The sequence below is a fragment of the Aeromonas sp. R10-2 genome, assembly GCF_040908445.1.
GTDB classification, from domain to species: Bacteria; Pseudomonadota; Gammaproteobacteria; order Enterobacterales; family Aeromonadaceae; genus Aeromonas; species Aeromonas veronii.
The window spans coordinates 17,428-31,249 of the sequence record NZ_JBFODS010000049.1; the positions used below are offsets into that span (position 1 = coordinate 17,428).

Annotated in this window: 13 protein-coding genes; 10 read left to right on the forward strand and 3 right to left on the reverse strand. The window is 58.0% G+C overall.

Translation table 11 applies throughout. From position 1 onward, the window contains the following. Positions 1 to 44: 44 nt before the first annotated feature. Complete coding sequence (locus AB5Y97_RS11165) at positions 45 to 788, forward strand: ABC transporter substrate-binding protein (protein ID WP_144715428.1); 744 nt, start codon at positions 45 to 47, stop codon at positions 786 to 788. A 72-nt stretch (positions 789 to 860) separates the two neighbouring features. Here the strand turns inward: AB5Y97_RS11165 and AB5Y97_RS11170 are convergent, their stop codons facing one another. Then, positions 861 to 986 carry a hypothetical protein gene (locus AB5Y97_RS11170; RefSeq protein ID WP_019445191.1) on the reverse strand — a complete coding sequence of 42 codons (126 nt, stop codon included), beginning with the start codon at positions 984 to 986 and terminating at the stop codon, positions 861 to 863. 461 nt (positions 987 to 1,447) lie between these two features. Between AB5Y97_RS11170 and AB5Y97_RS11175 the strand changes: the two genes are divergently transcribed. The 8 genes from AB5Y97_RS11175 (at position 1,448) to AB5Y97_RS11210 (ending at position 9,141) form a co-directional block, all read left to right on the forward strand. Continuing rightward, a complete protein-coding gene (locus tag AB5Y97_RS11175) occupies positions 1,448 to 2,350 on the forward strand; it encodes a cation diffusion facilitator family transporter (protein ID WP_144715293.1) in 903 nt (300 codons plus the stop codon). Between the two features lie 146 nt (positions 2,351 to 2,496). Then, the gene (gene yjbD / locus AB5Y97_RS11180) at positions 2,497 to 2,781 is read left to right on the forward strand and encodes a DUF3811 domain-containing protein (protein ID WP_005340165.1); all 285 of its coding nucleotides are present in this window, start codon (positions 2,497 to 2,499) and stop codon (positions 2,779 to 2,781) included. Between the two features lie 595 nt (positions 2,782 to 3,376). Further along, positions 3,377 to 3,589, forward strand: coding sequence for an RNA chaperone/antiterminator CspA (gene cspA / locus AB5Y97_RS11185; RefSeq protein ID WP_005316548.1), 213 nt, complete (start codon positions 3,377 to 3,379; stop codon positions 3,587 to 3,589). A 306-nt stretch (positions 3,590 to 3,895) separates the two neighbouring features. Continuing rightward, entirely contained in the window at positions 3,896 to 5,254 is a 1,359-nt protein-coding gene (locus tag AB5Y97_RS11190) for an NCS2 family permease (RefSeq protein ID WP_005340164.1), read from the forward strand. A 238-nt stretch (positions 5,255 to 5,492) separates the two neighbouring features. After that, positions 5,493 to 6,563, forward strand: coding sequence for a dihydroxyacetone kinase subunit DhaK (dhaK, locus tag AB5Y97_RS11195; protein WP_201948132.1), 1,071 nt, complete (start codon positions 5,493 to 5,495; stop codon positions 6,561 to 6,563). 9 nt (positions 6,564 to 6,572) lie between these two features. Beyond that, complete coding sequence (gene dhaL, locus AB5Y97_RS11200; protein WP_058056343.1) at positions 6,573 to 7,202, forward strand: dihydroxyacetone kinase subunit DhaL; 630 nt, start codon at positions 6,573 to 6,575, stop codon at positions 7,200 to 7,202. Between the two features lies 1 nt (position 7,203). Continuing rightward, entirely contained in the window at positions 7,204 to 7,920 is a 717-nt protein-coding gene (gene dhaM, locus AB5Y97_RS11205; protein ID WP_368157898.1) for a dihydroxyacetone kinase phosphoryl donor subunit DhaM, read from the forward strand. A gap of 138 nt (positions 7,921 to 8,058) precedes the next feature. Next, complete coding sequence (locus AB5Y97_RS11210) at positions 8,059 to 9,141, forward strand: glycerol dehydrogenase (protein WP_368157900.1); 1,083 nt, start codon at positions 8,059 to 8,061, stop codon at positions 9,139 to 9,141. 95 nt (positions 9,142 to 9,236) lie between these two features. Here the strand turns inward: AB5Y97_RS11210 and dhaR are convergent, their stop codons facing one another. Then, the gene (dhaR, locus tag AB5Y97_RS11215) at positions 9,237 to 11,138 is read right to left on the reverse strand and encodes a dihydroxyacetone kinase operon transcriptional regulator DhaR (RefSeq protein WP_201948136.1); all 1,902 of its coding nucleotides are present in this window, start codon (positions 11,136 to 11,138) and stop codon (positions 9,237 to 9,239) included. Between the two features lie 436 nt (positions 11,139 to 11,574). Between dhaR and AB5Y97_RS11220 the strand changes: the two genes are divergently transcribed. Next, positions 11,575 to 12,273 carry a hypothetical protein gene (locus AB5Y97_RS11220; protein WP_139443054.1) on the forward strand — a complete coding sequence of 233 codons (699 nt, stop codon included), beginning with the start codon at positions 11,575 to 11,577 and terminating at the stop codon, positions 12,271 to 12,273. Positions 12,274 to 12,452: 179 nt separating this feature from the next. Here AB5Y97_RS11220 and AB5Y97_RS11225 read toward each other — a convergent pair whose 3' ends face one another. Beyond that, on the reverse strand, positions 12,453 to 13,721 hold the full coding sequence (locus AB5Y97_RS11225; RefSeq protein ID WP_041206016.1) for an IS4-like element ISAeme4 family transposase: 1,269 nt from the start codon (positions 13,719 to 13,721) through the stop codon (positions 12,453 to 12,455). Positions 13,722 to 13,822: the final 101 nt, after the last annotated feature.

Here is a 13,822-nt window from a genome sequence, read left to right on the forward strand (position 1 = left end):
ACAGTGATGGATATTCTCCACAGGAGCGCTTTGTGAAAAGTGCAATGAAACTGCTCACCCCTTTATTGCTAATGCTGACCAGCTTGCTCTCCGGCCAGTTGCTGGCAACGCCACTCAAGGTCGGGGTCAGCTTTGCCATCCCCCCTTATGTCATCGAAAGTAATCAGCGTGGCATTGAGCTGGATCTGCTGAAAGAGGCGTTCGCTGGCAGCGGCTATGAGCCCAGCTTTGAATTCCTGCCGCTGGAGCGTACCTTCCGCCTGTTCGAGTCAGGAAAGCTGGATGCCATCATCAACGTCAGACCCGGTATGGTTGATCCTCACGTTCTGACCCAGCCCGTTATCACCTTCCATAACCGGATCTTCACCCTGCGCAGCACCCACATCAATACTCTGGACGACCTGCATTCAAAACGGGTCACCGCCTTTCAACGGGCAAGGATCATTCTGGGGGGCGCGTTCGCCACCATGGCCAACCAGAATCCCCACTATGAGGAGGTAGCCAAGCAGCAGGTGCAGGTACATCAGCTAATGCGCGGCAGGGTGGATGCAGTCGTACTGGAGGAGCGGGTGTTCTACTACTACCTCGACCAGCTGATTGCCACCGCTCAGGCAGGCGAGCACTACGAGCGCAATCAGGTCAGGCAAGCAGACCTCTTCCCGCCCACCGTCTATCACTTTGCCTTCCGAACGGCCGATGCCCGCAATCTGTTTGATAAGCGCCTTGAGGCGATGCGTCAGGATGGTCGTTATCACCAGATTTTCGCGGCTTACGGCGCCACGCCGTGAGCCACAAACATAAAAGCCAGCCGGTAAGGGCTGGCTTTGTACTGGCTCCGAAGGAACAGCAGTAGGGGAGCGTTACTTCATTGCGCTGCCGTTTTTAAGTTCTGCTTTCTGACGTTTGGCTTCGCGTTTCTCTTTCAGTGACATCTGCGGTTTTTTCTTGGCATCTTTGCCGTTGTGATGTTCTTTGTTACTCATCATCAAACTCCAAAAATGTTACCCAGACAGTTGGTTCCTCATGGGAGCCAGCATGCCATCCGAATCATCAACTTCAGTACGCTTGGTGGGATGGTGCAAGACCATCACCAGACCCAGCATACCCTCCAGCGGCATCCGGATCCAGCCTCATTCTCGTCCAAAAAATGCCGGTCTCCGCCCCCTGAGCGCGGAGGCCAAACGACCTCGACAGGAAAGACCAAAAAAGAGTAATTCGCATTATTAAATGTTGTCACGCTTATATTAAGCCATCGTAGGCTAGATATTTTCACGGATAAATATAAATCCCTCTCATTATTTATTGCCGCGCAAGAGGCCACCATTTTAATAAGCATTCGCAATATCACCGAAAACATCAGGTTACAACACCGAATAGGTTATTTCCGGTCAGCCGGATATAATGCGCGCCGCACCGAAATATCCGTTTTTATTCAGGAAGCTGTGACATGAACAGAAAAACCAGAGCCGCCATGGTGTCGGTCTGCTCCAATATCAGTCTGATCATCATGAAAATGGTGGCCGGTTTCGCCAGCGGCTCGGTCAGTATCATCTCGGAGGCGATCCACTCCGCCATGGATCTGGTGGCGGCCCTGATCGCCCTGTTCGCGGTGAAAAAGTCCGATCTCCCGCCCGATGAACGCCACCCCTATGGTCACGACAAGATTGAAAATGTCTCCGGCGTCATCGAAGCACTGCTTATCTTGCTGGCCGCGGGCTGGATCATCTTCGAAGCCGTCAACAAGCTGATCACCCCCAGCCCGATTGAAAGCATTGGCTGGGGCGTGCTGGTGATGGTGATCTCGGCGCTGGTCAACAGCGGCGTCTCTGCCTACCTCTACAAGGTGGCCCGGGAAGAAGAGTCAGTTGCATTGGCGGCCGATGCGCTCCATCTCAAGGCGGACGTGCTCACCTCCGCCGGGGTCGCAGTTGGTCTTGGCGGGATCTGGCTGGCCGGTCTGTTCGGCCATTCACTCGCCATCCTCGACCCGCTGGTCGCCATTGCGGTCGCCATCTTTATTGTCAGAGAGGCGATCAGCATGCTCAACGAGGCCTTCCAGCCGCTGATCGACCAGAGTATGAGCCCGGAAGAGCTGGCGATGACCAGCCGCATCATCACCGAATGCTGCCCTGCCGCCAGCGGTTTCCACGATCTGCGCAGCCGCCGTGCCGGACGCCGCCGCCATATCGACTTCCACCTCACCCTGCCCCCGGAGATGAGCATCGGCGAAGCCCACGATATCTGTGATCGCATCGAGCACGCCATCATGGCGCAGTTGCCCCACGCCATCGTGCTGATCCACGTCGAGCCGGAGGAGCAAGAGCTGCCCTCACCGCTCGCCATAAATTGAAATGTGGCAAACAGGCGGGAAAGTGGCAGCGAAATAACGGAAAATTGGCACAAACCCGCATTTTTACTGCCGGAAAGCCGATTGCATAAGAAGTGATCGGCACAACTGTGTTAGGGTGTCTAACCACCCTGCCGCAGGAGCGCGCCGTGAAAAAGCTGGAAATGAAAGATCTGACCGAGGCCGAAAAAGCCGAGATAGCCTTGTTATTGCAAAAGGCACAAGCCAATGCAGACCACCAGCTGACCAACGGAGAGCGGAACAAGATCCGCGAAGAGGGTCGCCTGAAAATTGTGGCGGACCGCGCCGAAGCAGCCAAGGCTGCCTCCAAGCTGGCTCGCGAGAAAGCCAAAGAGCGCGCCAAGAACCAGGTACTGCCGGAAACCTTCAGCTGGATTGATTCGGTCAGCAACAAGTTTCGCAGTAAGCGCTGATCCCTTCTTGCAAAACGCCCGCTGGCACTTGGTGCCAGCGGGCGTTTGCATGTCTGGGCGATGCTCGATGCGCCAGATTTGGCGCTGCCATTGATTTGCCGCTCAGAAGCTAATCGCAGCAGCTAAGAAGTGATTTACATTGTGAGTTAGAGAGAACGACAACTGACAATCCCCATCTATCGCCACCTTTTCATTTTTTCTCATATTTTTTGCCAGAACTGGCTACATAGTCAGGACAAAAAAGCCGAATCCGGTTTGCTACAGGGTGATATGAGTCTGCACTGATTTTTCTATACCGTTGAAATGCATCATGTTTACTATAAAAAATGATATTTTTGGCTGTTACAAAACATTAATATCGAGATAAAGTTTGCTTTAAAAATGAGAGCGTGTTTTAATCTTTCTCGATGGTTCGGCAGTTCAGACCTGATTATGTTAGGCAGTCATTTTAGTAAAGCAGTGATTAGCATAAGCGTTATCCTCGGATAATTCTTATCAAATAATTCTCCTTCTTTAGTGCTCCCCATACGTATTGCTGACGAAAAATCAAAAATTGCCATTTAGGTGGCATTCAACACTATTTAAGGAAATTATTATGTCTAACAAAATGACTGGTACCGTTAAGTTCTTCAACGCTGAGAAAGGTTTTGGTTTCATCTCCCCGGCTGACGGCAGCAAAGACGTGTTCGTACACTTCTCCGCTATCCAGTCCACCAGCTTCAAAACCCTGGACGAAGGTCAGCGCGTTGAGTTCACCATCGAGCAAGGCCAGAAAGGCCCGGCTGCTGCCAACGTAGTTGGTCTGTAATTCAAGCCGGAGCATGCTGCTGATGGCTCATGCCAACTGCTGACAGCTCTGCAAGAATTTTAAAAAAACCCGCTTCGGCGGGTTTTTTGTTTTTCCCCGCTTTTTCCTCACTGCTCTCCCCTCCCCCGACCGCTTGATCCCTCCCTTACACGCTCTCACCGCTTGAGTCTTAGAATGAGCTCCGAATGGACTCAAAATGTAAAATAGTGACGAAAAAGTCAGGTTATCCGCTGTATTTGCCGCGAATTCTTGCTATTTTGCGCGCCACCAACGCAAACGATTTCCTTCACACTTTCAGGATTAGTTATGGCAAAGCAAGATATGGCCGCCCAAACAGGGACAGGCGGCTTTCTGGACTCTTATTTTTCCATTTCTGCGCGCGGCAGCAGCGTGCGTCAGGAGCTGGTCGCGGGGCTGACCACCTTCCTGGCGATGGTCTACAGCATCATAGTGGTGCCGAACATGCTGGGTGCTGCCGGCTTTGAGCAGGGCCCGGTGTTTGTGGCCACCTGTTTGATCGCCGCCTTCGGCTCCCTGCTGATGGGTCTGTGGGCCAAGCTGCCGATGGCTATCGGTTGCGCCATCTCTCTCACCGCCTTTACCGCATTCAGCTTGGTGCTGGGTCAGGGGCTGAGCATTCCGGTCGCGCTGGGCGCCATCTTCCTGATGGGTGTGCTGTTTACCCTGATCAGTGTCACCGGCGTGCGCCAGTGGATCCTGGATAACCTCCCCTCCGGCATCGCTCACGGCACCGGCATCGGTATCGGTCTGTTCCTGCTGCTGATTGCCACCAACGGTGTTGGCATGGTGATCAAGAACGAAGGGGCCGGTCTGCCGGTGCAGCTCGGTGAAGTGACCGCCTTCCCGGTGATCATGACGGTGCTGGGTCTGGCCGCCATCTTCGGTCTGGAGCGTCGCAAGGTGCCGGGCGGCATCCTGATGGTGATTATCGCCATCTCCATCCTCGGTCTTATCTTCGACCCGAAAGTGACCTGGCAGGGCTTCTTCGCCATGCCGAGCCTGACTGGCGAGAAAGGCTCTCTGGTAGGCAGCATGGATCTGCTGGGCGCCCTCAATCCGGTAGTCATTCCGACCGTACTGGCGCTGGTGATGACCGCCGTGTTTGACGCCACCGGTACCATCCGTGCCGTGGCCGGTCAGGCTGGCCTCATCAACGAACGTGGCCACATCATCAGCGGCGGCAAGGCCCTGACTGCCGACTCCGTCAGCAGCATGGTTGCAGGCGCCGTAGGTGGTGCTCCGGCTGCCGTCTACATCGAATCCGCCGCAGGTACCGCGGCCGGTGGCAAGACCGGTCTGACTGCCGCGCTGGTCGGCGTGCTGTTCCTGCTGATGATCTTCCTCTCCCCGCTGAGCTATCTGGTACCGGCTTACGCCACCGCACCGGCCCTGATGTACGTCGGTCTGCTGATGCTGGGCAACGTCACCAAGCTGGACTTCAGCGACTCGGTCGATGCGCTCTCCGGCATGCTGTGTGCCGTCTTCATCGTGCTGACCTGTAACATCGTGACCGGCATCATGCTGGGCTTCGTGGCGCTGGTCGTTGGCCGCATCTTCGCTGCCGAGTGGAAGAAGCTGAACGTCGGCACCGTCATCATCGCCCTAGCGCTGGTGATCTTCTATGCCGGTGGCTGGGCCATCTAACCCGTCCGCATATTCCGGTTATAGCGAAGGGCCCTGCGGGGCCCTTTTTCATGGCTGTGAGTCAGCTAACAGTTTCCCGCCCGTTTGCCCCGCACCGTTTCAGATTGAAACGCCGAGCCCCCTTCTGCTGTTTCAAATCCGAACCAAATCGCCCGTCATTTTTATCCCTTTCTCTGTCGTTAGACTGGCTCCATCAACCATTTGCCCACCCGTGCGGTGGCAAGCCAAGGAGTGAGCCATGAAGAAACTGATCAATGCCGTCGATGCCGTGGTCCGTGAACAACTGATGGGGATGGCAGCCGCCCACCCCGAGCTCAAGGTACGTATCGAACCCCACTACATCACCCGCGCCGACTCCCCCGTGATGGGCAAGGTGGCGCTGGTCTCCGGCGGTGGCAGCGGCCACGAGCCGATGCACGGCGGTCTGGTGGGCAAAGGTATGCTGGATGGCGCCTGCCCCGGCGAGATCTTTACCTCTCCGACCCCGGATCAGATGTACGAGTGCGGTCAGGCCGTTGATGGCGGCGCGGGCGTGCTGTTTCTGGTGAAGAACTACACCGGTGACGTGCTCAACTTCGAGACCGCGGTCGAGCTCCTGCACGGCGACGGCGTAAAAGTGGGCTTCGCCCTGATCGATGACGATGTGGCGGTCAAAGACAGCCTCTACACCGCCGGTCGCCGTGGGGTTGCCACGACCGTGCTGTGCGAGAAGCTGGTCGGTGCCGCAGCCGAGGCGGGCTACGATCTGGCGCGCTGCGAGGCGCTGGCCCGTCGCATCAACAACCAGAGCCGCACCATAGGCGTAGCCATGCATGCCTGTACCGTGCCTGCCGCTGGCAAGCCCTCCTTCACTCTGGCGGACAACGAGATGGAGTTCGGCGTCGGTATCCATGGCGAACCGGGCATCGAGCGCCGCCCCTTCACCGACCTCAATACCCTGGTGGACGATATGTTCAGCGAGCTGGCGGACAACACTCCCTATGGCCGTACTCTGCGTCACTGGGACAGAGCCTCCGGCAGCTGGCAGGAAGAGCACACCTTTATCGAACCGCTCAACAAGGGCGATCGGGTCATCGCGCTGGTCAACAGCCTCGGCGGCACCCCCATCTCCGAACTCTATGGCGTCTATGGTCGCCTCGCCACCCTGTGCGAAGAGGCGGGCATCCATCTGGTGCGCAACCTGATTGGCCCCTACTGCACCTCCCTCGACATGACCGGTATCTCCATCACCCTGCTCAAGGTGGATGATGAACTGATGACCCTGTGGGATGCCCCCGTTCACACCCCCGCCCTGCGTCGCGGCTGCTAAGGAGAACCCATGTTAAGCAAGCATCACATCGTCAACTGGCTGCTCGACTGCGAACACATCTTTACCGAGCAGCGTGACTACCTCACAGCGCTGGATACCGATATCGGCGACGGTGACCACGGCCTCAACATGCAGCGCGGCTTCGCCAAGGTGGCCGAGAAGCTGCCTGCGGTGGCGGACAAGGATATCGGTCAGGTGCTGAAAACCACCGGCATGACATTGCTCTCCTCGGTCGGCGGTGCCAGCGGCCCGCTCTACGGCACCTTCTTTATCCGGGCGGCAGCCAGCACCGACGCCTGCCAGAGCCTGAGCCTCAGCCAGTTGTGCAAAATGCTCAGTGACGGGGTCGAGGGGATCGTCTCTCGTGGCCGTGCCGAGCCGGGCGACAAGACCATGTGCGATGCCTGGTGGCCAGCACTGGCCGCCCTGCAACAGGCGCTGCAGCAAGAGCTGCCGCTCAACGAAGCGCTGGACAAGGCGGTGGCAGCCGCCGCGGCCGGTACCGAGGCGACCATCCAGATGCAGGCCCGCAAGGGGCGCGCCAGCTATCTTGGCGAGCGCAGCATCGGCCATCAGGATGCCGGGGCCACCTCGACCCTGCTGCTGCTGACCGCCCTGCGTGACAGAGCGAGGTTGTGACATGATCGGAATCGTAGTTGTCTCTCACAGCGCCATGCTGGCTGCCGGCTTGAAAGCGCTGGCCGACCAGCTGGGCAGCCCGGCGAAACTGTTGCTGGCGGCCGGGGTCGATGACCCCGACCACCCCATCGGCACCGACGCCATTGCCGTGATGAGTGCGATTGAAGAAGCGGATGACGGCAGCGGCGTGCTGGTACTGATGGACTTGGGCAGCGCCCTGCTCAGCGCCGAGACCGCCCTCGAGCTGTTGCCCCCGGAGCTGAGTGCTCGGGTACGGCTCTGCCCGGCCCCGCTGGTCGAAGGCACCCTGGCCGCCGTGGTGGCGGCCGGATCCGGTCTGACGCTGGACGAGGTCGCCGCCGAGGCGCTCGGTGCGCTGGGCCCGAAACAGGCGATGCTGACGGGCAAGGCGGAGCCGCAGGATGTCGAGGCCGCTCCTGCGCCCGACGACGGCTGGCTGCGTTGCGAGGTGGTGGTGGACAACCCCCACGGCCTGCACGTGCGCCCTGCCGCCCGCCTGGTGGCTGCACTCAAGCCTTTTGCCGCCGAACTCAGGCTGCAAAAGGAGGAGAAAGAGGCTAACCCCCGCAGCCTGACCCGGCTCACCATGCTCAACGTGCGTCAGGGTGACCGACTCATCCTGCTGGCACGCGGGGAGGATGCCGAGGCCGCCTTGGCCTGCTTCCAGCAGCTGGCTGCGGAGCGCTTCGGCGACTGACGCCACTGTTTCAAGGCGCTGCACCCGCTTGCTGAGCCGGTGCAGCCCTATTCAAGACGAAGGAGTCCCCGGCATTGCCGCCCCTTCGCCCCTGTTAGTTTCAAAAGATGTCTTATGAACTAGAGAGAGGGATAAAATATGGACCGCATCATCATCAGCCCCAGCAAATACGTGCAAGGCAACGGGGCCCTCGCCAATATCGGCAACTACGTCAAGGCGCTCGGCGCCAAGCCGCTGATCCTGGCCGACGCCTTCGTCACCAAGCTGGTTGGCGATACCGTGGCCACCAGCTTCCACGGGGCAGGCATCCAGCCCGAATTTGACTGCTTCAACGGCGAGTGCTCCCGCCCCGAAATAGATCGCCTGCTGGCTCGCTGCAAGCAGACCCCGTTTGACGTCATCATCGGCATCGGCGGTGGCAAGACGCTGGATACCGCCAAGTCGGTCGCCTTCTACCAGCAGGTGCCGGTGGTCATAGTGCCGACCATCGCCTCCACCGATGCCCCCACCAGCGCGCTGGCGGTCATCTACACCCCGGAGGGGCAGTTCAGCGAGTACCTGATGATCCCGACCAACCCCAACATGGTCATCATGGATACCGGCGTGGTTGCCCGTGCCCCGGTGCGGCTGCTGGTCTCCGGCATGGGGGATGCGCTCTCCACCTACTTCGAGGCGCGGGCCAACAAGGTCTCCGGTTGCCAGACCATGGCCGGTGGAGCCTCCACGCTGGCGGCGCAGGCCATTGCCGAGCTCTGCTACAAGACCCTGCTGGCCGATGGTTACAAGGCCAAGCTGGCGGTGGAGCAGGGGCTCTGCACCAAGGCGGTGGAGAACATCATCGAGGCCAACACCTACCTGAGCGGTATCGGCTTCGAGAGCAGCGGTCTGGCCGCCGCCCACGCCATCCACAACGGCCTGACCCAGCTGGCCGAGTGTCACCACCTCTATCACGGTGAAAAAGTGGCATTCGGTACCCTGGTGCAGCTGGTGCTGGAGAATGCACCTATGGCGGAGATCGAAACCGTACTGGCCTTCTGCCGCTCTGTGGGCCTGCCGACCAACCTGCATATGATGGGGGTCAAGGAGCTGGATATGGCGCGCCTGATGGAGGTGGCCAAAGCCTCCACCGCCGAGGGCGAGACCATCCACAATATGCCGTTCAAGGTCACTGCCGAGGATGTGCTGGCGGCCATCGTCACCGCCCACCAGCTGGGGCTGTAGCAGCGCCACCACTGACCTTGCCATATAAAAACGGCCCCGCATCTGCGGGGCCGTTTCGTTTTCTGCGGGCCGGTTTGCGATGGCTCGACTCGCCGTCAGCCGTGATAGTCGGCGGGATCGATCTCGAGCAGTTTGAGCCGCCGCCAGAGGGTGGTGCGACTGATGCCCAGATGCTGGGCCATCTGGCTCACCTGCCCCTTGCAGGCATGGGCGCAGCGCAAGATGGCCTGGCGCTCCAGCTCCGCCAGCGTGAGCAGCGGTTGCCCCACCACCTCATCCGCTACCCGCTGATAGCCGTGCCGAATGGCGGCGGGCAGCGCCTCCGGCGGGATCGGCCCCTGACCGGCGTGAAGCAGCGCATGCTCGACGGCGCTGCGCAGCTCCCCCAGATTGCCGGGCCAGGGATAGGCCAGCAGACAATCGAGGGCCGCCGGACTGAACTGGCGCACCGGCTCGCGCCCCTGCGCCCCTAGCTGCTGGCTGATAAGGCCCGGCAGATCCGCCGCGCGCTCTCGCAGCCCCGGCAGCCATAACTCGCACGCCTGCAAGGCATAGAGCAGCTGGCGGCCAAACAGCCCCTCCTGCACCAGCTGCTCCAGCGGGGCGCTGCTGGTGGCGATGATCCGCACCTTGAGTGGCAGAATGCGGGCCGAATCGAAGCGCTGGATGCGGCCGGTCTTGAGCAGTTGCAGCAGCGCCGCCTGCATGGGGGCAGAGAGGCACTCCACCTGCTCCAGCACTAACGTACCGCCGTGGGCCAGCTCGAACTTGCCCGCCCGCTCCTGCCCCGCCTCGTCGGAGCCCATCAGCTCCAGCGCCATCCGCTCGCTCGGCAGCGCCTTGCAGTTGAGGGTAATAAGCGGCCCGGCGGCCCGCTCGCTGCCAAAGTGGATTGCCTCCGCCAGCTGGGCTTTGCCCACCTCCTCCTCGCCGCGCAGCAGGATCGGCCCCTGACTCTGGGCCGCCTGCCGGGCGTAGCGCAGCAGCTTGCGCATGGCGCTCGACTCCCCCACCAGCGCCGACAGCTCGGGCACCGTCTGGCGCAGCTGATGAATGGCCCGCAGCCGATCGACCGGGTGCAGCAGGGCGATAAAGCTGACCCCCTCCGGCCCCGGCAACGGCTTGAGGCTCACCAGCGCATTGATAAACTCCCCCTCCTGCGCGCCAAGCCGCTCCAGCGTCACCTCCACATGGCTGAGCGGCGTCTGGCCCTTGATGGCCAACTGTAACCGCTGGGGCAACAGCAGGTGCTGCTCCAGCGGTTGGCCGAGACAGAGCGCCGGATCGAGCCGCAGCCGGTGGGCCGCCAGCGCATTGAGGTAGCGCAAGCGCCCCTGAGGGTCCCAGGCCAGCACGCCGTCATCCATGCCATCGAGCAGGGCGTAAAGCTCGCTCAGGTGGTGCTGGGACTCCTGCATCAGGGTCTCCATCTGCAGCAGATGGGCCAGCTCGCGCCCGGCGCTGACGGTGAGCGCCAGATCGCCGGCGCTAGCCTCCTCCACCTTGCAAATCAACGCAATGATGGCGACCTGACGGCCATTGCTGTTGTAGACCGGGCTGGCGCAGCTGTGCCACGGGTGGAGGGTCTGGTTGAAGTGCTGGGGGCCGCTGACGCAGAGCGGTACCCCCTCCAGCGCCGCCAGATTGATGGCATTGGTGCCGATGCGCCCCTCGCTGAAGAAGGCGCCGGGGCCAAACCCCAGCGCCGCCAGCTCGCGCAGGGTGTCGGGGTGACCGGTCTGGGCCAGCAGGCAGCCGCTCTCGTCGGTGAGCAGCAGGGCGCAGGGGCGCCCCTCCATAAATTCGTAGAGATCCTCGAGGGCCATCTCGCCGGTGGTGAGCAGGTCGCGCTTGCGCTGGCGCAGGCTCAGCAAGGTCTGCCCCTTGGCGCTGTGGGGCGGATGCCAGAGGGTGGCACTGGTCTGGTGGGCGCAGCGCAGCCAGGATGCCTGCAGATAGTCAGGCCAAGCGAGCAGCGGCTGAAGGTCAGATGGCATGGTCACAGCAATATCCGGCAAGATGTGAGCCGACCATTTAACCACGCCAGCGCCCCCGATTCAGTGACCTGCCTCAGAGGGTGACAAGCCCGCCCTCCTCCCGGTCGGGTTCGCCGTCAGCAAATTGCTGGCCGAGGTACTCCTTCGATCTTTTGATATATATCCCCGATCACACTACTGACTTGTTTATGAGAAGGAGGCCAGATAGCGCTTTCCGTTGCCGCCCCAAAAGTGTATTTTCGCCAAATGGCCAAAAATAGAGCCAAAGGAAGACGCTTAGTAAGTGCGTTAAGTACCAGAAATTAGTCGACAAGGTTTTGATTTAAAATGAATTTTCGTGACGACTTTCAAGGCGATCTCGAGTTATATGGAAGGTACTATTAACGGATTGGTACCACCTTCCATACAATCATGTTAATGGTTAAAGGAGAAATAATTGGAATTAAGCGCATTAAATGTTGTTATTTTCTTGGTTGGCTGTCTCTCTGGATACCTAATCGCATATTCGAAGAAGAAAGCTGAAAATAAGGCGATGCTAGAAGATATTCGTAAGCTAGAGCAAGAAAAGCGTTCAGTCGAGACTGAGTTTGTTATTAAAATTGAAGAAGTTAAAAAACAACACAACTTGGAGTTTGAACGGCGCAAATATCAGTATGAAGAAAAAAGTAGACTATATTCTGATTTTTGTTCAGAGTTAGACCGTTACCAAAGTAAAGGGCAGGTAATCTTAAAAGAACGAGCTATGCCGATGATATCAAGGTTTCTCCAATCACTCGAAGCATCAAATGGCTCAGAAAACCTAGCTAGAACCTCTTTTTCAGAATATTTTTCCGGTGTGTTGCTTTTATGTAATGAGCTAAGCGTTACATTTATTGAGATGAAGAACCAGACGAATAAGTTAAGGCTGGTTACATCTGAGGATACAGATATATTACTAACTCAGCTCACAGATAATCTTCAGAAGTTAAACGATGTTTCAATCGAGATGATGAAGTTCCTTGCTACAACAGAAGGTATGCTGGATCAAAATAAGCAACAACAATACACCGAACTCTTAGTTTCTTTAGGTAATGAAAATCAGGTGATTCGCAGTAACTTAATAAATAAAATGAAGATAGAGCTAGGATCCAGCTAGTAGCTCGTAGGTTCGATTAGCCGTCAGGCGTAATCGGACGTTCGCGTCAATCAATTCTCCGCGATAACGGCCATCCATATTTTCCCTCTGCCAGATACCGCTGATTCATGGAAACACCGGAACAACGGCATCTCGATCGTCCGATTACGCTTCGCTAATCGAACCTCATATACAGGACCTTAAGAAAACACTTCATTTGAAATTCCTTCTAAGGTCCTGTTCTGTATCGATTTTCGCTGCTTGGTTCGACGGGCATTTTTCGCCAAGTAAACGGCAGCCCATTCCAGACGCTCTCTTATTTCCACCAACACCCGATGAGCCACCGCTTCCAATAACGGGAACCACCAGGTTCCGCTATTTTTCGCCGCTTTCAGTGTGGATAAACCGTCCCCCATCAGCGTCTGAGCTACCCGTCTTTTCATCACCAGCGACAACAGGCTGGCCCACACCAGCCCCTCGGCAATGGCTTTCTGACCTGTCACAAAGCCCTTGAGCCGGTTGTGCGACTTCCACTCCTTAAACAGCAGCTCCACCTGCCAACGACAGCGGTACAGGCTCATCACCCGCTCTGCTGGCCATGCCTCTCGTGGCAGATTGGTCATCCAGATACAGAACCGTTTCTCCTCGGCAAACCAGCGTCGGATCAGCCGATACTCGAACTTGCCCGATTTCACCACCATATCCAGTACCTCTGCCCGACAGTGCCGCCGTCCAGCATCCTTGAGTGACAGGCCCGCCAGCTTCGGCACTTCCCGTTCGTCACCGCGCCATGCCCGGATAATCTTCGGGTTCAGGCTCTTACTACCCCTGACCAGATAGAAACCGCCCGCCTCGTTTAGTTTCGCAAAGTAGGCCATATCGATGTAACCCGCGTCCGCCAACAGCAGGCTGTTATTGAGCCGCTCGGGCTCAGGCAGGAACTGGCGCTCTGACGCCGTATCGGCAGAGACCTGCATGCAAACTGGACTTTGCTCCAATAGAGACATGAGCATATGACACTCGATTGCCGCCGGGCTAATGGTCTTGAACCTTCCCGGAAACACTTCGGCCAGGCTTTTGTGGACGGCAAAGGAAGTACCATCCTGCAACAACACCTGTTTGAATGCGCCAAGGGATGCAGTCTTCATCTGTTGGCCGATACGCAAGGCGATAGCCCGTTCAACCAGCGCCTTCATGAACAGGGCGAACGACGCTTTGCGCAACTGGTTGTGAAAGGGCTTGTAGGAAACCTGATGGGCATCAACCAGTTGCAAGGCATTGAAATGATGGTGCAATCCAGCGATACCATCGACCTGGTCGCAGCCAAGTGCCCGCAAGAGTGCAGTCACCAGCATGGCAGGCGTAATGGCTCGTTTGCGCAAGCAAAATTGGCAGTCACGGGCAATGCGGTCGAGTTCGGCAGGAGAGAGAAGTTGCTCAAGATAGTGGTTGGCATCGATAATGGTCATGGCTTCGTGCGTGGCGGTTTTGTTTGGCGATAAAATCAGATCACAATCGAAGCCATTTTTATATCTATTTCAATTGGTTGCTGCTAAAGATCCTGTACATG

Bases quoted from the DNA above. Each gene is read 5' to 3' on its own strand.
- AB5Y97_RS11165 (WP_144715428.1), top strand. From the start codon at position 45: ATGAAACTGCTCACCCCTTTATTGCTAATGCTGACCAGCTTGCTCTCC.
- AB5Y97_RS11170 (WP_019445191.1), bottom strand. From the start codon at position 986: ATGATGAGTAACAAAGAACATCACAACGGCAAAGATGCCAAGAAAAAA.
- AB5Y97_RS11175 (WP_144715293.1), top strand. From the start codon at position 1,448: ATGAACAGAAAAACCAGAGCCGCCATGGTGTCGGTCTGCTCCAATATC.
- cspA (WP_005316548.1), top strand. From the start codon at position 3,377: ATGTCTAACAAAATGACTGGTACCGTTAAGTTCTTCAACGCTGAGAAA.
- AB5Y97_RS11190 (WP_005340164.1), top strand. From the start codon at position 3,896: ATGGCAAAGCAAGATATGGCCGCCCAAACAGGGACAGGCGGCTTTCTG.
- dhaK (WP_201948132.1), top strand. From the start codon at position 5,493: ATGAAGAAACTGATCAATGCCGTCGATGCCGTGGTCCGTGAACAACTG.
- dhaL (WP_058056343.1), top strand. From the start codon at position 6,573: ATGTTAAGCAAGCATCACATCGTCAACTGGCTGCTCGACTGCGAACAC.
- dhaM (WP_368157898.1), top strand. From the start codon at position 7,204: ATGATCGGAATCGTAGTTGTCTCTCACAGCGCCATGCTGGCTGCCGGC.
- AB5Y97_RS11210 (WP_368157900.1), top strand. From the start codon at position 8,059: ATGGACCGCATCATCATCAGCCCCAGCAAATACGTGCAAGGCAACGGG.
- dhaR (WP_201948136.1), bottom strand. From the start codon at position 11,138: ATGCCATCTGACCTTCAGCCGCTGCTCGCTTGGCCTGACTATCTGCAG.
- AB5Y97_RS11225 (WP_041206016.1), bottom strand. From the start codon at position 13,721: ATGACCATTATCGATGCCAACCACTATCTTGAGCAACTTCTCTCTCCT.